Raw genomic sequence first — 17,005 nt, 5'->3', positions numbered from 1 at the left:
ATGCGCATCCTGCTGCTCCCCGGCTGGCAGAACTCCGGCCCCGACCACTGGCAAAGCCGCTGGGAGACGCTGCACGGCGACCGCCGCGTGGAGCAGCACGACTGGGACTGGCCCCGGCGCGGCGACTGGATGGCGCGGTTGGACGAGGTGCTGCTGGAAAACGACCGGCCGGTGTTGCTGGCGGCGCATTCACTGGGCTGCCAGCTGGTGGCGGCTTGGAGCGAGCATTCGCAGCACACCGCCCGCGTCGCCGGCGCGCTGCTCGTCGCACCGCCCGACACCGAGCGCGAGGACATGCCACCGCAGCTTCACACCTGGCGCCCCATCCGGCGCTCGCGCCTGCCCTTTCCGAGCATGGCCGTCATCAGCAGCGACGACCCCTACTGCGCCGCCGAGCGCAGCACGCAGATGGCGGTGGACTGGGGCAGCAGCGTCGTCATGGCCGGCCCGCGCGGTCATCTGAATGCCGAGTCAGGCCTGGGCGACTGGCCGGAGGGCCGGGCGCTGCTGTTGAGGCTGTGACAATCCCGCCCATGGTTACCAAGAAACCCAAAGGCCTCGGCCTCGGCCTGGAAGCGCTGCTCGGCCCCAAGGTCAGCGAGGCGCCCGTCACCGAACTGCCCTCCACGTTGAAGCTGGAGCAGCTGCAGGCCGGCAAGTACCAGCCGCGCACGCGCATGGACGAGGGCTCGCTGTACGAACTGGCCGAGAGCATCAAGGCCCAGGGGATCATGCAGCCGATCCTCGTGCGGCCGATCACTGCCAACGGGGCGGCAAGCTACGAAATCATTGCGGGCGAACGCCGCTTCCGTGCGGCAAAGCTTGCCGGTTTGCGAGAGGTGCCGGTGCTGGTCAAGGCGGTGCCGGACGAATCGGCCGCCGCGATGGCGCTGATCGAGAACATCCAGCGCGAAGACCTGAACCCGCTCGAAGAAGCGCAGGGCCTCAAGCGCCTGACCGACGAGTTCGGCCTGACGCATGAGCAGGCGGCCCAGGCCGTGGGCCGTTCACGCAGCGCGGCCAGCAATCTGCTGCGCCTGTTGAACCTGGCCGCACCGGTGCAGAACATGCTGATGGCGGGCGACCTCGACATGGGCCATGCCCGCGCGCTGCTGCCGCTGGACGGCGCCGCGCAGATCACCACCGCCAGCGAGATCGCAGCCAAGAAGCTCAGCGTGCGCGAGGCAGAGAAGCTGGTCGCCAGGCACCAGGGCGCCGCGCGCCAGACGCCGCTGCTGCGTGTGAAGACCGACAAGAGCCGCGACGTGCTGCGGCTCGAAGAAGAGCTGGCCGACGCCCTGGGCGCCACCGTCGAAGTGCGTGTCAAGAAGCGCAGCAAGCGCGGCCAGAGCGGCGAGCTGGCCATCCAGTTCGACTCGCTGGACGCGCTGTCGGGCATCCTCGAAAAGCTGCGCGGCGCCTGAGAAGGCACGCCCCGGATGCAATGCGGCGGCGTCCGACAAGGCGCCGTCGGGAAGCGTTCAACACTAGCTTGAGCGTCGTGATTTGTGACGCTCACGACGCCGCAACAGTTCTTCACTGACGCGCTGTCGGCGGGCCGCCACATCGCCCCCGGGTTCGTGTGGTTTGCCCGAAAAGTGCCAGGTCTTGCCTAAATGGCGGGCGTATGCTGGCCCGGCATCCTGTCAACGAAAAGACCCGTCGGTTTGTTGGTAGTCCTGCCGCGGCTTATTCTTGTGATCGCCGAGTGTTTGGCAGCTGCAAGCTGCTGATCGGTCGAATGGAGAGTTCTGATGACGCCTTGCAGTTGAGGCGCGATCAGAACCCCCCAGTCCCTCGGGCACGCATCGTGCCTGTGGCCCTGTGGAGTTCAAACCGCAGGAGGTCGGCATGGACGTCATCAACCATTTCGCGAAGCGCTACGAGCGCAGCAAGGTCGAGGAGCTCTCGCTGGAGGACTACCTCGCAGAGTGCAAGAAGAACCCACTGGCCTACGCCACGGCTGCCGAGCGCATGCTGCAGGCCATCGGCGAGCCGCAGATGCTCGACACGCGCAATGACCCGCGGCTGTCGCGGCTCTTTGCCAACAAAACCATCAAGATCTATCCGGCCTTCGCCGAGTTCTATGGCCTCGAAGAAGCCATCGAGCAGGTCGTCTCCTATTTCCGGCACGCCGCGCAAGGCCTGGAGGAGAAGAAGCAGATTCTTTACCTGCTCGGCCCCGTCGGCGGCGGCAAGAGCTCGATTGCCGAGCGGCTCAAGCAGTTGATGGAGCACGTGCCCTTCTATGCGCTGGCGGGCTCGCCGGTGAACGAAAGCCCGCTTGGCCTGTTCGACCCTGTCGAGGACGGCCCGCTGCTGGAACGCGACTACGGCATCCCGCGCCGCTACCTGAATCGCGTCCTCAGCCCCTGGGCCGTGAAGCGCCTGGATGAGTTCGGCGGTGACATCCGCAAGTTCAAGGTCATCAAGCGCTACCCCAGCGTGCTCAAGCAACTGGGCGTGGCCAAGACCGAGCCGGGCGACGAGAACAACCAGGACATCAGCTCGCTGGTCGGCAAGGTCGACATCCGCAAGCTCGAGACCTACGCGCAGGACGACCCCGACGCCTACAGCTACTCCGGCGGCCTGTGCCTGGCCAACCAGGGCCTGCTGGAATTTGTGGAAATGTTCAAGGCGCCCATCAAGGTGCTGCACCCGCTGCTGACGGCCACGCAGGAGGGCAACTACAAGGGCACCGAGGGCTTCGGCGCCATTCCCTTCGACGGCATCGTGCTGGCGCACAGCAACGAGAGCGAATGGAAGACCTTCCGCAACAACAAGAACAACGAGGCCTTCCTCGACCGCGTCTACATCGTCAAGGTGCCCTACTGCCTGCGCGTCAGCGAAGAGGTCAAGATCTACGAGAAGCTCATCCGCGGCTCGTCGCTGGCCGAGGCCAAGTGCGCACCCGGTACGTTGAAGATGATGAGCCAGTTCGCAGTGCTGACCCGTTTGAAGGAGCCGGAGAACTCGTCGCTGTATTCCAAGATGCAGATCTACGACGGTGAGAACCTGAAGGACACCGATCCGCGCGCCAAGAGCTACCAGGAGTACCGCGACTACGCCGGCGTCGACGAAGGCATGAGCGGCATCAGCACGCGGTTTGCCTACAAGATCATCTCCAAGGTCTTCAATTTCGATTCGGCGGAAGTGGCCGCCAATCCAGTGCACCTGATGTATGTGCTGGAGCAGCAGATCGAGCGCGAGCAGTTCCCCAAGGAGCTCGAAGAGAAGTACGTCAGCTACATCAAGGAGCAGCTGTCGCCGCGCTATGCCGAGTTCATCGGCAAGGAGATACAGACCGCCTATCTGGAGAGTTACAGCGAATACGGCCAGAACATCTTCGACCGCTATGTGACCTATGCCGACTACTGGATCCAGGACCAGGAGTACCGCGACACCGACACCGGTGAGGTCTTCGACCGCGTGGCGCTGAACGCCGAGCTGGAGAAGATCGAGAAGCCGGCCGGCATCTCCAACCCCAAGGACTTCCGCAACGAGATCGTCAACTTCGTGCTGCGTGCGCGTGCCAACAACGCGGGCAAGAACCCGCTGTGGACCAGCTACGAGAAGCTGCGCACCGTCATCGAGAAGAAGATGTTTTCCAACACCGAGGAGCTGCTGCCCGTCATCAGCTTCAACGCCAAGGCCAGCGCCGAGGACGCCAAGAAGCACGAGAACTTCGTGCAGCGCATGGTGGACAAGGGCTACACGGCCAAGCAGGTCAGGCTGTTGTGCGAGTGGTACTTGAGGGTGCGCAAGTCCAGTTAAGAAAGCAGGCCGTTTGATGTCCCTGCAACAGATCATCGACAGACGCCTTTCCGGCAAGAACAAGTCGATCGGCAACCGAGAGCGCTTCCTGCGCCGCCACAAAGAGCAGATCCGCGAGGCGGTGAAGCGCGCGGTCGACGGCCGTGGCATCCGCGACATGGAGCGCGGCGAGGATGTGCACATCCCGAAGAAGGACCTCAGTGAGCCCGTCTTCGGCCATGGCGACGGCGGCGTGCGGGAGGTCGTGCGGCCCGGCAACCAGGAGTACGTGAAAGGCGACCGCATCGCCAAGCCCAAAGGCGGGCAAGGCGGGCAGGGCAGTGGCGGCGGCGAAGCCAGTGATCAGGGCGAGGGTGAGGACGACTTCGTCTTCCACCTCACCAAGGAAGAGTTCATGCAGGTCTTCTTCGACGACCTGGCCCTGCCCAACCTCGCCCGCACCACGCTGGCCGACACGCCGGAGTGGCGCAGCCAGCGCGCCGGCTTCGTCTCCGACGGTACGCCGACCAACCTGCATGTCGTGCGCTCGATGCGCGGCGCCCTTGGCCGGCGCATCGCGCTGGGCATGGACAAGCGGCGGGAGCTGCACGAGCTCGAAGCCCGCGAGCAGGAGCTGCTCAAAGAAGACCGCCCCGAGACACCGCGCCTGCTGGCCGAGACGCGCGAGCGCATCCAGCACCTGCGTGAGCGCCTCAAGGCCATCCCCTTCCTCGACCCCATCGACCTGCGCTTTCGCGCCCGCACGCGCATCCCGGTGCCCACGACGCGCGCCGTCATGTTCTGCCTGATGGATGTGTCCGGTTCGATGGACGAAGGCCGCAAAGACCTCGCCAAGCGCTTCTTCATCCTGCTCTACTTGTTCCTGACTCGGCACTACGAGAAGATCGACGTCGTCTTCATCCGCCACCACACCCAGGCGCAGGAGGTGGACGAACAGAACTTCTTCCACGCGACGGAGACCGGCGGCACCGTCGTGTCCAGCGCCCTCGTGCTGATGGAGCAGATCATCAAGGAGCGCTACTCGCCGACCGAGTGGAACATCTACGGCGCCCAGGCCAGCGACGGTGACAACTGGCACCACGACAGCGGCCGCTGCCGCGAGCTGCTGGCCGACAAGCTGCTGCCGCTGTGCCGCTACTTCGCCTATGTGCAGGTGGCCGAGCCCGAGCAGAACCTCTGGGAGGAATACCAAAAGCTGACCGAGGACGCCCGCCACTTCGCGATGCGCAAGGCGGTCGAGGCCTCGCAGATCTATCCGGTCTTCCGTGAGCTGTTCAAGAAGGAAGGAGCGGTCGCATGAGTTCGCTGGAGAACCGCCGCCAGCCCGGGCGCGTCGCCAAGCCGCCGCCGGGCATGCCCGAACGCCGCCAGCACGATCCGTTGCGCCAGATGCGCCCGCTGGAGCGCCGGCCCACGCAGCCCCTGCCCTCGCCGAACGACTGGACCTTCGACCTGATCGACGAGTACCACACCGTCATCAAGGACACCGCCGCGCGCTTCGGCCTGGACACCTATGCCAACCAGCTCGAGGTCATCACCGCCGAGCAGATGATGGACGCCTATGCCTCCGTGGGCATGCCGGTCAACTACCGGCACTGGAGCTACGGCAAGGAGTTCATCAGCACCGAGCGCAACTACAAGCGCGGCCAGATGGGCCTGGCCTACGAGATCGTCATCAACTCCGACCCCTGCATCGCCTACCTGATGGAGGAGAACACGCTGGCGATGCAGGCTCTGGTCATCGCCCACGCCTGCTACGGGCACAACAGCTTCTTCAAGGGCAACTATCTCTTCCGCATGTGGACGGATGCCTCGTCCATCATCGACTACCTCGTCTACGCCAAGAACTACGTCGCCGAGTGCGAGGAGCGCCACGGCCTGGACGCCGTCGAAACGCTGCTCGACAGTTGCCACGCGCTGATGAACCACGGCGTGGACCGCTACCGCCGCCCCGCCAAGCTGTCGCTCGCCGAAGAGCGCGCACGGCTGAAGGACCGCGAGCAGCACGCGCAGTCGCAGATCAACGACCTCTGGCGCACGCTGCCCAAGCGGCCCGACCGCCCCGACGAAGCCGCCGAGAGCCGCCGCTTCCCCGATGAACCGCAGGAGAACCTGCTGTACTTCATCGAGAAGAACGCGCCGCTGCTGGAGCCCTGGCAGCGCGAGGTCGTGCGCATCGTGCGCAAGATCGCGCAGTACTTCTACCCGCAGCGCCAGACGCAGGTGATGAACGAGGGCTGGGCCACCTTCTGGCACCACCGCCTGCTCAACCAGATGTATGACGACGGCTACCTGAGCGACGGCATGATGATCGAGTGGCTCAAGTCCCACACCAACGTCGTCTACCAGCACCCGGGCGCCAACCTCAACCCGTATGCGCTGGGCTTCGCGATGTACACCGATATCCGGCGCATCTGCGAGAACCCGACCGACGAGGACCGCGACTGGTTCCCCGACATCGCCGGCAGCGACTGGCTGCCCACGCTCGACCACGCGATGCGCAACTTCAAGGACGAGAGCTTCATCGGCCAGTACCTGAGCCCGAAGATCATGCGCGACTTCCGGCTCTTCTCCATCCTCGACGACGAGGCCAAGACCGAGTACGAGATCTCCGCCATCCACGACGAAGGCGGCTATCGCCACGTCCGCCAGGCGCTGTCGCGCCAGTACGACCTGTCCACGCGCGAGCCCAACATCCAGGTCTGGAACGTCAACCTGCGCGGCGACCGGTCACTGACGCTGCGCCACGTGCAGCACCTCAACCGCCCGCTGCACGACAGCGCCCAGGACGTGCTCAAGCACGTGGGCCGGCTGTGGGGCTTTGCGGTCAATCTGGAGAGCGTCAACACGCGCGGCGATGTGACGCGGCGCTGGAACGTGCCGGCGCAGGCGCTTTGAAGCGCTGCCGGCCTGCCGGTCAGGACGCCAGCTTCAGCCCCACGATGCCCCCCACGATCAGGCCCAGGCTGACCAGCCGGCCGGGGCTGGCAAGTTCGCCGAACAGCACGATGCCCAGGATCGCCGTGCCGACTGCACCCACGCCCACCCAGACGGCATAGGCGGTGCCGACGGGGAGCGTCTTCATCGCGATGCCGAGCAGGCCGACGCTGAGGACCATGGCGGTCACGGTCAGCGCCGTGGCCACAGGGCGGGTGAAGCCTTCGGTGTATTTGAGGCCGATGGCCCAGCCGACTTCCAGCAGGCCGGCAATGAGGAGCAGCAACCAGGCCATGGCGTGCATCGAGAGTGAGGGTGGCTGGCATTCTGCCGCCGCCGTCCAGGCAGAGTTCACGTCCGCAACAAGCCTGCCTCCAGCGCCAGCTTCCCCATCGGCGTGAGCGTCAGTTCACGAGATTGCGCGTCGCGCCGCAGCCAGCCCTTGTCCACCATCGCATTTAGCCATGTCACCGCCAACGCCCCGGCGAAATGGTCGCGGCGCTCCGACCAGTCGACGCAGTCGTAAAGCTCTCGGCCGGTCATGGCCTCGGCGGGCATCAGTTCGGCCAGCGCCTCGCGGCCCGGCTCGCTCACCTCGTAGCGGCCATCCGGCGCAGCCTGCACCCAGCCCTTGGCCAGCAGCGCCTCACGCCAGCGCACGCCCAGTTCACCGGCCAGATGCCCGTAGCAGCTGCGCGCGTGCCGCAGCCCATGCATCTCGGGCCTGTGCCAGCGGCGCGCATCAGCAGCCGGCTCGGTATCGCGTTGGTCAGCCACACGCAGCAGCGCTTCTAGCGCATGCGCCACGTCGCCATCGGCCAGGCCGAAGTAGCGATGCCGGCCCTGCTGACGAACCCGTGCCAGGCCTTCGTCGACGAGGAGCTTCAAGTGGGCGGACATTGTCGGCGCGGTCACTCCCGCATGCGTGGCCAGCTCGCCCGCCGTGTGCAGCCGGCCATCCAGCAGCCGCGACAGCACGCGCGCCCGCGTCGGGTCGGCGATCGCGGCGGCGACGCGGGCCAGGCGAGGTTCGTTCATCGGGGAACTTCGGCCCGATCATTGAGCCCATAGTCACGCACGACGTGGGCGACCCGCAGCCGGTAGTCGGCAAACAAGCCACCCCGCCCCGCCGCCTGCGCTTGGCGGTGCCGCTCCGTCTCGCGCCAGCCGCGCACGGCGTCTTCATCGCGCCAGAAGGACAGCGACAAGAGCTTGTCCGGGTTGTGAAGACTCTGGAAGCGCTCCACGGAGATGAACCCCTCCATCTGCTCCAGCAGCGGCTTGAGCGCGGCGGCGTGGTCGAGGTAGGCCTGTCGCCCATCGGCCGTGGGCTGCACTTCGAAGATGACGGCGATCATGGATGCACATCCTCGCAAAAACGGCGCTCCTCGCGGAGGATGAATCGCTCCCGCTGCGCGAACTCGAAGTTGGCCCGGGCCTCCGGGTCGGCCTTCAACCGGGCGCGATACGCCTCGTATTCGGCCAGCGAGTCAAATCCCACCAGCCCCCAGGCCTCGTAGTTCGTCCCTTCCCACGGCAGCCAGTAGCCCAGCAGCCGGCCGCCCAGGCGCGGAATGATCCGACCCCAGGCCTGCGCATACGCGCGGAAGGCCTCGCGCTGCGGCGGGTCGATGTCATAGCGGATGAAGCAGGTAATGGCTGGCATGGCGGCGTTCCTTCGTGGCATGAGCCGCACTGTGCGCCGCCATCTCACGATGATGCTTAGGCGCACAGCGAAGCGTCGCCATCACTTCATCGGCTGACGAATGATGGTCTTCCAGTTCGCCGGTGATGCCCGCCGGATGTCCGAGAGGTAGATCTCATGATGCTTTCCTCGCAAAGCGCCCTTGGCGGCGATGAACTCGTGCAGCCGCTGGATGTCCGGGCCTTCCTCTGAGAACGGACCGACATGCAACAGCTGGGCGCACTGGCCTTCCTCGAATGCAGCGATGCGCAACTTCGCAATCCAGGGCAGTTGCTTCTTGCGGTGCACGGCCTGGATGGCCTGCGCAAGCAGCTCGCCCGTCACGACGGGAGGCTGCATGACCATCATGGTCCATCGCCAGCCACGCCGGTCGTTGCTGATGAAGTCGGACAGGTCGTCCGCCCACCACAGGCCTTCCAACGGCATGACGGCGTAGTCGACGCCCTGCGGCCCGTTCCTGGCCATGAACTTCGCGGTGTACGAGACGGAGAACAGCGCCTCGACCGCCTGCGCGTACTCGCTCGACGTGTTGGGGTCGCCGCTGCCATCGACCATCAGATAGGTCATCTCAGGCACGTCGATCACGTCGATGCGCGTGGCCGACGCGTGATAGAGCTGCTTCAGCGCCTTCTTGAAGTCGATCTTTTGCACGACGGTGCTGGCGTCACAACGGTGCGACCGGGATGCAGAGCTCGCAGTCGAACACGCCCGTCTTCAAGTCGAAGCGCGAGCCCGGGCCGTAGTGCTCGATGCAGGGCCGGGCATCGAGTTGCAGGCCGCTGCTGGGCAACCAGCGGCCCATCAGTGCCGCCCAGGCCGCGCCGATCTCGGCGCCGGTGCCCTCGAAGTCCAGCGCCGCATAGCGGCCGCCCGGCAGCTCGGTGACGAGGGCACCGCCGTTGGGTACCCAGTCGGCAGGCACAGCCACGCCGGCGTCGTAGCGGCATTGCTCGGGCAGCGTGAGGCTGGGGTCGTCATGGCCGATGCCCAAGCGCGACACGGCGCCGAGGTTCTGCATGGCCAGCCAGGGGTCGAAGGTTTCGGCCCAGAAGCGGCTGAGGGCGGGGCCGTAGGCACCCTGGTAGCGCAGATAGCCCATGCGCACGGGCGGGCGGTCGATGAGGCGGACATTCACGCGGTCTCTCGCTTCGAAGTTGGCGGAGAAGCCATGCTCGCCGGCCTGCCAAGCGCCGCCCTGATCCAGATTGCTGTCGGCCTGATCGAGATTGCGCCATTGCGTCGGCGATTGGCCGAAGCGCGCCTTGAAGGCCCGCGCGAACGCTTCGGCCGAGCCATAGCCCACGCTCAGCGCGATGCCCAGCACCGTCGAGTCCGGCTGGCCACGCAAGCGCTGGGCGGCCTTTTCCAGGCGCCGGCGCGCCAAGTAGTCGCCCAGCGTCTGGCCTGTCCAGGCCAGGAACAGGCGGTGGAAGTGGTAGGGCGAGAAATGCGCGACTGCAGCCAGGGCCTGCAAGTCCAGCGGCGCCTCCAGGTGCTGGTCGATGTAGGCCTGCACGCGGTGCATGCGCGCCTCGTACTGGCGGCGGCTGGCATTCGCGCCGCTCACGCCCAGGCCTTCACCAGCTGGCGCATCGCCTCGGCATGCACGGCGGACAGATCGTCAGTCGGCTCCGTTGAATCCGACTGCAGCGCCACCACCACCCAGGGCGAGCGTCCATTCGGTGGGAACACCAGCGCCACATCGTTGACCGAGCCGCGATAGCCCGTGCCGGTCTTGTCGATGACGCGCCAGCCCGCGTCGGGCACACCGGCGCGCAGCCGCTTCAAGCCGGTACGGGACGCCTGCAGGTCGGCCCACAACCGCGCCTGACTTGCTCGTGACAGACCGCTGCCCAGAAGCAGGTGCTGCAGCGTCCTGGCAAACGCGCGAGGGGTGCTGGTGTCGCGCGGGTCGCCGGGCGCGTTCTCGTTGAGCGCCAGCTCCCAGCGGTCCAGGCGCGTCACCGCGTCGCCCTGCTGGCGCAGCCACGCCGTCAGCCCGGCGGGTGTGTCGCAGCAATGCCGCAGCAGCACGTTGGCGCAAGGGTTGTCGCTTTCCACGACGATGCCCTGCACCAGTTCGGCCAGCGTCGCGCTGCCCCGCGGCAGCAGGCGGTCAAAGGCCGGCGAATGCGGCACGCGCTCGTCCTCACGCAACGGCACCGCGTCGTTCCAACCCCAGCGCCCGGCCTGAACACCTTCGGCCACCAGCGCGGCCAGCAGAATCTTGAAGGTCGACGCCATCGCCATGCGCTCGTCGGCGCGGTGGCCCAGCGTGCGGCCGCTGCCGGTGTCGATGGCGAAGAAACCCAGGCGGCCCTGCACGCGACGCTCCAGCGCGGCGAAGCCCGCCGAGGTGGCCGATACGGGCGATGCGATGGCGGGCAGGGCGGGTACAGCGACCAGTTGGCCGAGCAGTGTGCGGCGTTTCATTCGCCGCATTCTCGTGCGCTCGTGCGAGCCCCGGTCAGGCTGCCTTCACGCGATGGATGGCGCAAATCTTGTTGCCATCCGGGTCGCGCACATAGGCCAGGTGCATCGCACCCAGCGCACCTTCGCGCAGGCCCGGTGGCTCTTCGATGGACTGGCCGCCATGGGCCACCGCCGCATCGTGCAGGGCCTTGACCTGCTCGGCCGACTCGCACTTGAAGCCAATGGTGCCGCCATTGGCGTGGCAGGCCGGCTCGCCGTTGATGGGCTGGCTGATGCCGAAGCTGTTACCCGCATGGCGCCAGAACACTCGCTGGTGGCCCGATCCCGCCTGGTTGCGAACGCCTTCGGGCGCGCCGAGCACCCCAAGCACGGCGTCGTAGAAGCGCTTGCTGCGCTCGATGTCGTTGGTGCCGACCATCACGTGGTTGAACATGCCTGTCTCCTGAGCAAAGAACGCGAAGCGCCGGATTGTGGCGAAGCTCAGGCGCGCAAGCGCAGACGCATCGACAGACCCACCGGCCCCATCGCCAGCTGCAGCAGTTCGCGCGGCGCCTGGCCGTCAGGGGTGTCGACTGCGGCGATGTCGAAATGGCGCAGCAGCGCAGCCATGCCCAGCTTGATCTCCATCAGCGCCAGGTAGCGCCCCGGGCAGATGCGGGGCCCGGCGCCGAAGGGCATCGACAGACGCTTGGCCGCGCCCGCCTGCTTGCCTTCCGCGAGCCAGCGCGCGGGGTCGAAGGCGGCGGCGTTGGGCAGGTGGCGCTCGCTCGTGGCGTCGCGCCGCATGACCCCCATGACGATCATGCCGGCGGGCACCTGCACATCGCCCAACTGCGTGTCATGCAGGGCCTGCATCGTGTTGATGGGCGCCACCGGGCGCAGCCGCATCGTCTCGTGCGCACAGGCTTCGACGAAATCAAGTTCGCCCAGCTGCGCCTGCGTCGGCAGTGCCGTGTCTGCGCAGACGCGGTCCACCTCGGACTGCGCGCGGGCCAGCGCCTCGGGGTGCTGCCACAGCAGCCAGACCATCCAGGCCAGCGTGTTGGCCGTCGTGTCCTCGCCGGCCAGCAGCATCGTCAGCACATTGCCGGCCACCTGTTCGTCGTCGATGCCGCTGTCGGGCGCGTCGGCGGCCACCAACATCGCCTCCAGCAGATTGCCGGGCTCCTCGCGCAGCGCGGGATTAGCGGCCATGCGAGCCCGCGCCTGGGTGATGAAGCCTTGCACCGCCACGTTCACCTCGGACACGCTGTGCGCCAGCGCCTTGTCTGCCGCCGACGGCCACCAGCGCCAAAGCGGCAACGGCGAAAAGATGCGCTTGAACAGCATCGGGAAGATACGGTTCAGGTGCTGCTGGATGACGTCCTCATCGGACTGCAGCGTGTTGACGTCTTCGCCAAAGGCCAGGCCGGCGACGGCATCGACCGTGAACCGCATCAGGTCAGCCTGCAGCTCGATGCGGCAGTCCTCGCGCGCGGCCACCTGCCAGCGGTCGACGAGGCGCCCGGCCACGCGCAACAGGAACGGGTAGTAGCGCTTCACGTGCACCGGGTCGAAGCCGGCCATGACCATGCGGCGCTGCCGCTTCCAGACCTCGCCATTGGCAGCGAACAGACCGGCGCTCAAACCCATCTCGCGGCCGATGTCTTCCAGCCGCTGCGTGCGCCGGAAGCCATCGGGCCGGTCGCGCATGGCGGCGCTGATGAGCGCATGGTCGCCCACCACGACCAGGCGCCGCTTGCCCAGGCGCAGCTTGAAGATCGGCCCGAACTCCTCGCACCAGGCCTCGACCTGCTGATGCACCCGTGTCGAGTCGATCTGCAGCAGGTTGCCGAACACGGGCACGCCGCGCGGGCCGGGCAGGTCATCAAACTGGCGCAGCGCGCCGGCGGGAGGCGCAGCGGTGGGCTCCACGTCAAGTCGTCAGCAGCGTCCAACGCCACGTCTTGACGCTCCCACTGGCGTCGCTGGATCTTTCTCCGGTGAGTCGAAACGGCTTCCCGAAGGGCACAACGATGGCATCGTCGTAAACGCGGGTTCCGTCGTCACGAACAAAGTCGATTTCTGCCGTCGGCTTGCTGCGCTCCTTCACGACGATGGCAATCTGAGCGGGGTTCGACACGTTTCCGGCGTTGTCCGTCACCACCAGCTGAAACACGTGTCTTCCCGCCGCCAGCGAGCGCGCCGCGGATGCCTGGACATCAAGGCTCGACTCTTCTGATTGAACCGATGTATCAACCCCTGGAACGAAAGCAGCCATGGCGTTCTCCGTTGACCATTGCGTGACGACAGCTCGCCTGCGCAACCAAGCTAGCCACGATAGCCGGTTGCTTCAATCAAAAGATCTTTCCTGGGTTCAAGATGCCCAGTGGGTCCAATCCCTGCTTGACGGCCCGCATCAATGCCACGGCCTCTTCGCCCGTCTCATCCAGCAGAAAGCCCTGCTTGTGCAGACCGATCCCATGTTCACCGGTGCAGGTGCCTTCCAGCGCAATAGCCCGCGCCACCATCTGCGCGCTCAGCCGCTCGGCAGTCGCCAGCTCTTGCGGGTCGACCGGGTCCAGCAGATAGGCCATGTGGAAGTTGCCGTCGCCGACGTGGCCGACGATGAAGTAGGGCAGGCCGGCCGCCTCGACCTCGACGACGCTGGCGTTGATGTTCTCGGCCAGGCGCGAGATGGGCACGCAGGTGTCGGTGGTCACTGCGCGGCAGCCGGGGCGCATCTGCAGGCCGGACAGATACGCGTGGTGGCGAGCGGTCCACAGCCGTGTGCGCGCCTCGGGCGTCGTCGCCCACTCGAACGCCTCGCCGCCATGGTCGGCCGCCACGTCCTGCACCGTCGCCGCCTGCTCGGCCACGCCGGCTTCGCTGCCATGAAACTCCATCAGCAGCATGGGTGCTTCCTTCAGCCCCAGCCTGTCATGCGCGTTGACCGCCTTGATCGCGTTTGCGTCCAGCAGTTCGCAGCGCGCGATCGGCACGCCGATCTGAATGACCTGCATCGCCGTGCGCACGGCCGCGTCGATGCTGGGGAAGAAGCAGACCGCGGCCGACACGGCCTCAGGCAGCGGATGGACCTTGACAGTCAGCTCGGTGATGACGCCCAGCGTGCCTTCGCTGCCAATGACCAGACGCGTCAGGTCGTAGCCCGCGCTGCTCTTCCTGGCGCGCGATCCCGTGCGGATGACTTCACCGCTGGCCGCCACGAAGCGCAACGCCAGCACGTTTTCGCGCATCGTGCCGTAGCGCACCGCGTTCGTGCCGCTGGCACGCGTGGCGGCCATGCCGCCGAGGCTCGCATCGGCGCCCGGGTCGATGGGGAAGAACAGACCCTCATGCTTGAGCGCTTCGTTCAGCGCCTTGCGCGTGACGCCGGGCTGCACGGTGACTGTCAGGTCCTCGGCGTCAATGCGCAGGATGCGGTTCATGCGCGACACATCCAGGCTGATGCCGCCCTTTACTGCCAGCAGATGGCCCTCCAGCGACGAGCCCGCACCATAAGGAATGACGGGCACACGATGGGCTGCGCAAAGCGCCACGACGCGCGCCACCTCGGCCTCGCTTTCGGCAAAGACGACGGCCTGCGGCGGCGGCACGTCGAACACCGATTCATCCCGGCCATGCTGCTCACGCACGGCCAGCGCCGTGGAGCAGCGCTCGGCAAATTCGGCCTTGAGCGCGTCCAGCAATACTGCCGGCAAGGGCGCAGCAGCGGGGAAGTGGTCGGGCGCGTTCATGGTCGGCTCCAGAGCAAAACAAGATTGTGTTGCAGTGGCCGCGCCATAGTGACAGCATGGGCGCACGGTTTTTGGGAGACCCGCATGGAGCCCACCCTGACCTGGCTGTTGCTGATCGTCGCCGCGATCCTGATCGTGCTCGCCGCGGTGCCCCTGGACATGATCGTCGCCCGATGGCGCGAACTGTTCATCGGCACACCCGGGCCCGATCAGCCGCCGCCGCTGAAGATGGCGGCGCATGACCCGACCAACGAGCTCTGAGGCGGCGCTTGAGCACAATGCCGGCTCCACAGCCTGGCATTGAGAACTCATGGGCAACCGCCTTTCACAGATCGCCACCCGCACCGGCGACGACGGCACCACCGGCCTGTCCGACGGCAACCGCGTGCCCAAGGACCACCTGCGCGTGCAGGCCATGGGCGACGTCGACGAGCTGAATTCCAACCTCGGCCTGCTGCTGGCCGAGCCGCTGCCCGACGATGTCCGCGACCTCATCGTCACCATCCAGCATGAGCTGTTCAACCTCGGCGGCGAGTTGTCGTGGCCCGGCGGAGAACTGCTGAAGGAGGCCGCCGTGCTGCGCCTGGACGAAGCACTGGCGCACCACAACGAGCATCTGCCGCGGCTCAAGGAGTTCATCCTGCCGGCCGGCACGCGCAGCGCCGCGATGGCCCACGTCTGCCGCACGATTGCCCGGCGTGCCGAACGCACGGTCATCACGCTCGCCGCCACCGAACAGATCCGCGCCGCGCCGCGCCAGTATCTGAACCGGCTGTCAGACCTGCTCTTCGTGCTGGCCCGCGTGCTCAACCGCGCCAACCTCGACGGGCTGGGGGGCGACGACGTCTACTGGCAGAGCGAGCGCATGAAGCGGCTCGACGCCGCCGCCGACTGACAAATCACTCAGGAAAAGCTCATGCAAATCACCGGCCAGTGCCACTGCGGCACGATTCATTTCACGGCGACGGCCGACCCTGCCAAGGTGGTGATCTGCCACTGCGCGGACTGCCAGGTCATCTCGGGCGGCCCGTTCCGCGCCGTCCTGCCCGTGCCCATCGAGCAGGTCCAACTGCATGGCTCGCCGAAGCAGTACGTGAAGGTGGCCGCCAGCGGCAATCGTCGTGCTCAGGCCTTCTGCGGCGACTGTGGCACCCAGCTCTTCGCCACCGAGGCAGACGAACCGAAGACGCTCAACTTCCGGCTGGGCTGCATCAACGAACGCGCCGAGCTCAAGCCGGCTGTGCAGGTCTGGCAGCAGTCGGCCATGCCGTGGCTTGCCGAGCTCGACGGCATTCCCGCGCACACGCGTGGCCGCGACAGCCCGCTGGCCGCGAGCGCGGCCGACTGAGACGCGCGAGCTCGCCGTTCAGCGCTTTCTGCCGCCCCAGAGCCGCCAGGCCAGCCAAGCCCAACGCATCCCACGCCAGAGCCGGCCGCGCCGGCCTTTTCCAGCCGTGGCGAAGAAGGTCGCCGCGCCGCCCGCTGCGGTCAGCACGATCGGGTGGGACAGCACCTTGCGCCAGGCCCGCACGCGCAGCACCCAGCCGTCGGCACGCCCGCCCAGGTCATCGACGGCCAGCGCCGCCTGGCCGCGCAGCAGTTGCGACGCGAGCAGCAGGTCGGCCTTGCGCCGGGAGCGCAGCGCCGGGTCGGTCGGGATGCGGGTGATCATGGCCCGGGCTGGCGCCGCAACGCGTCGGCGTCCTGCCGCAGTTCGCCAATGCTGCTTTGGAAAAGGCTGGCGGGCTGGTCGATCAGACGGCTGACCTTGAGCACCGCAAACACTGCCGCAGCCATCAGCGCGACGGTGCCGCCACCGAGCGCAAGCAGGCGGTGGCTGTCCCACAACGCCACGGTGACCAGCAGCACGAGCAGCAACAGGCCAAAGCCGGCCAGCAGGGCCGCGAACACGGCCCACAGCAGCAGGCCGGCAATGCGCTCCTTCTCCTCCTGCGCCTCGATGGCGAACAACTCGAGCCGGATGCGGCCCAGCGTCAGCAGCGAAGCACCGAGCCGCCGCAGCGGCGCGGAGACGGGTTCCTGGGCGTCGCTCAAATGACCCGCCGCATCAACGGCGGCCGATCAGCACACCCAGCGCCAGCCCGATGGCCGCGGCAGCGCCGATGGCCTGCCAGGGCTTGGCGTGCACGTAGTCGTCGGTCGCAATCGCTGCGTCCTTGGCGCGCTGCACGGCCTCGTGCTGGGCATCCAGCAGCTTTTCCTTGGCGCCGGACAAACGCTCCTCGATGCGGGCTCGCAAGGCCTTGACCTCGCCATCCGCCTTGTTGGTGGTGGCCGTCATCAGCGCATCGATGTCGGTCATCACCGCGCGGAAATCCGACGCCAGCTTTTCCTTGGCCTGGGTGGTGTCGCTCATCATTCACTCCTTGGTTGAATCAGACGCGGTTGAGCCTAACGC

22 protein-coding genes are annotated in these 17,005 nt (G+C 66.8%); 8 read left to right on the top strand and 14 right to left on the bottom strand.

The features are described 5' to 3' along the window. From ASC81_RS13650 to ASC81_RS13630, 5 genes are all read left to right on the top strand, one after another. Entirely contained in the window at positions 1-522 is a 522-nt protein-coding gene (locus ASC81_RS13650) for an alpha/beta hydrolase (RefSeq protein WP_056267984.1), read from the top strand. A gap of 11 nt (positions 523-533) precedes the next feature. Next, on the top strand, positions 534-1,424 hold the full coding sequence (locus ASC81_RS13645) for a ParB/RepB/Spo0J family partition protein (protein WP_056267982.1): 891 nt from the start codon (positions 534-536) through the stop codon (positions 1,422-1,424). 427 nt (positions 1,425-1,851) lie between these two features. Continuing rightward, positions 1,852-3,774, top strand: coding sequence for a PrkA family serine protein kinase (locus ASC81_RS13640; RefSeq protein ID WP_056269013.1), 1,923 nt, complete (start codon positions 1,852-1,854; stop codon positions 3,772-3,774). Between the two features lie 16 nt (positions 3,775-3,790). Further along, the gene (locus ASC81_RS13635) at positions 3,791-5,074 is read left to right on the top strand and encodes a YeaH/YhbH family protein (protein WP_056269012.1); all 1,284 of its coding nucleotides are present in this window, start codon (positions 3,791-3,793) and stop codon (positions 5,072-5,074) included. 53 nt (positions 5,075-5,127) lie between these two features. Beyond that, positions 5,128-6,672 carry a SpoVR family protein gene (locus ASC81_RS13630; RefSeq protein WP_369820860.1) on the top strand — a complete coding sequence of 515 codons (1,545 nt, stop codon included), beginning with the start codon at positions 5,128-5,130 and terminating at the stop codon, positions 6,670-6,672. A 19-nt stretch (positions 6,673-6,691) separates the two neighbouring features. Here ASC81_RS13630 and sugE read toward each other — a convergent pair whose 3' ends face one another. The 11 genes from sugE to ASC81_RS13575 form a co-directional block, all read right to left on the bottom strand. Continuing rightward, a complete protein-coding gene (sugE, locus tag ASC81_RS13625) occupies positions 6,692-7,006 on the bottom strand; it encodes a quaternary ammonium compound efflux SMR transporter SugE (RefSeq protein WP_056269010.1) in 315 nt (104 codons plus the stop codon). 56 nt (positions 7,007-7,062) lie between these two features. Then, positions 7,063-7,749 carry a helix-turn-helix transcriptional regulator gene (locus ASC81_RS13620; RefSeq protein WP_056267976.1) on the bottom strand — a complete coding sequence of 229 codons (687 nt, stop codon included), beginning with the start codon at positions 7,747-7,749 and terminating at the stop codon, positions 7,063-7,065. Then, on the bottom strand, positions 7,746-8,069 hold the full coding sequence (locus ASC81_RS13615; RefSeq protein ID WP_056267974.1) for an antibiotic biosynthesis monooxygenase: 324 nt from the start codon (positions 8,067-8,069) through the stop codon (positions 7,746-7,748). The genes ASC81_RS13620 and ASC81_RS13615 overlap by 4 nt, the downstream gene beginning before the upstream one ends. Further along, positions 8,066-8,377 (bottom strand): NIPSNAP family protein, encoded by a 312-nt coding sequence (locus ASC81_RS13610; RefSeq protein WP_056267971.1) that lies wholly within the window; start codon positions 8,375-8,377, stop codon positions 8,066-8,068. Before ASC81_RS13610 ends, ASC81_RS13615 begins: the two co-directional genes overlap by 4 nt. An 81-nt stretch (positions 8,378-8,458) precedes the next feature. Further along, the gene (locus ASC81_RS13605; RefSeq protein ID WP_056267968.1) at positions 8,459-9,067 is read right to left on the bottom strand and encodes a GyrI-like domain-containing protein; all 609 of its coding nucleotides are present in this window, start codon (positions 9,065-9,067) and stop codon (positions 8,459-8,461) included. Positions 9,068-9,080: 13 nt separating this feature from the next. Continuing rightward, the gene (locus tag ASC81_RS13600) at positions 9,081-9,983 is read right to left on the bottom strand and encodes a GyrI-like domain-containing protein (protein ID WP_056267966.1); all 903 of its coding nucleotides are present in this window, start codon (positions 9,981-9,983) and stop codon (positions 9,081-9,083) included. Continuing rightward, on the bottom strand, positions 9,980-10,849 hold the full coding sequence (gene bla, locus ASC81_RS13595) for a class A beta-lactamase (protein WP_056267963.1): 870 nt from the start codon (positions 10,847-10,849) through the stop codon (positions 9,980-9,982). Before bla ends, ASC81_RS13600 begins: the two co-directional genes overlap by 4 nt. 34 nt (positions 10,850-10,883) lie before the next feature. After that, complete coding sequence (locus ASC81_RS13590) at positions 10,884-11,282, bottom strand: VOC family protein (RefSeq protein ID WP_056267960.1); 399 nt, start codon at positions 11,280-11,282, stop codon at positions 10,884-10,886. Between the two features lie 47 nt (positions 11,283-11,329). After that, a complete protein-coding gene (locus ASC81_RS13585) occupies positions 11,330-12,763 on the bottom strand; it encodes a cytochrome P450 (protein ID WP_056267957.1) in 1,434 nt (477 codons plus the stop codon). A gap of 1 nt (position 12,764) precedes the next feature. After that, positions 12,765-13,109, bottom strand: a complete 345-nt coding sequence (locus ASC81_RS13580; protein WP_156392101.1) for a hypothetical protein — start codon at positions 13,107-13,109, stop codon at positions 12,765-12,767. A gap of 76 nt (positions 13,110-13,185) precedes the next feature. Next, positions 13,186-14,586 (bottom strand): FAD-binding oxidoreductase, encoded by a 1,401-nt coding sequence (locus ASC81_RS13575; protein WP_056267951.1) that lies wholly within the window; start codon positions 14,584-14,586, stop codon positions 13,186-13,188. Positions 14,587-14,670: 84 nt separating this feature from the next. Between ASC81_RS13575 and ASC81_RS27065 the strand changes: the two genes are divergently transcribed. The 3 genes from ASC81_RS27065 to ASC81_RS13565 are packed head-to-tail and all read left to right on the top strand — an operon-like array spanning position 14,671 to position 15,934. Next, the gene (locus ASC81_RS27065) at positions 14,671-14,847 is read left to right on the top strand and encodes a hypothetical protein (protein WP_156392099.1); all 177 of its coding nucleotides are present in this window, start codon (positions 14,671-14,673) and stop codon (positions 14,845-14,847) included. A 49-nt stretch (positions 14,848-14,896) separates the two neighbouring features. Next, complete coding sequence (locus ASC81_RS13570; RefSeq protein WP_056267948.1) at positions 14,897-15,481, top strand: cob(I)yrinic acid a,c-diamide adenosyltransferase; 585 nt, start codon at positions 14,897-14,899, stop codon at positions 15,479-15,481. Positions 15,482-15,502: 21 nt separating this feature from the next. Further along, positions 15,503-15,934: a GFA family protein gene (locus tag ASC81_RS13565; RefSeq protein ID WP_056267946.1), complete on the top strand. Its 432-nt coding sequence runs from the start codon at positions 15,503-15,505 to the stop codon at positions 15,932-15,934. Between the two features lie 18 nt (positions 15,935-15,952). Here the strand turns inward: ASC81_RS13565 and ASC81_RS13560 are convergent, their stop codons facing one another. Genes ASC81_RS13560 through ASC81_RS13550 form a run of 3 tightly spaced genes read right to left on the bottom strand, consistent with a single transcriptional unit; the run spans position 15,953 to position 16,963 of the window. After that, a complete protein-coding gene (locus ASC81_RS13560) occupies positions 15,953-16,258 on the bottom strand; it encodes a hypothetical protein (RefSeq protein ID WP_056267943.1) in 306 nt (101 codons plus the stop codon). Beyond that, positions 16,255-16,641, bottom strand: coding sequence for a phage holin family protein (locus tag ASC81_RS13555; protein WP_056267940.1), 387 nt, complete (start codon positions 16,639-16,641; stop codon positions 16,255-16,257). The genes ASC81_RS13560 and ASC81_RS13555 overlap by 4 nt, the downstream gene beginning before the upstream one ends. 13 nt (positions 16,642-16,654) lie before the next feature. Beyond that, positions 16,655-16,963: a YqjD family protein gene (locus ASC81_RS13550; RefSeq protein WP_056269009.1), complete on the bottom strand. Its 309-nt coding sequence runs from the start codon at positions 16,961-16,963 to the stop codon at positions 16,655-16,657. Positions 16,964-17,005 lie beyond the last annotated feature (42 nt).

The organism is Pelomonas sp. Root405, assembly GCF_001425165.1.
Classification (GTDB): domain Bacteria; phylum Pseudomonadota; class Gammaproteobacteria; order Burkholderiales; family Burkholderiaceae_C; genus Pelomonas.
The sequence above is the reverse complement of the archived record's forward strand: the minus strand, read 5'-3'. Positions and strand labels throughout refer to the sequence as shown.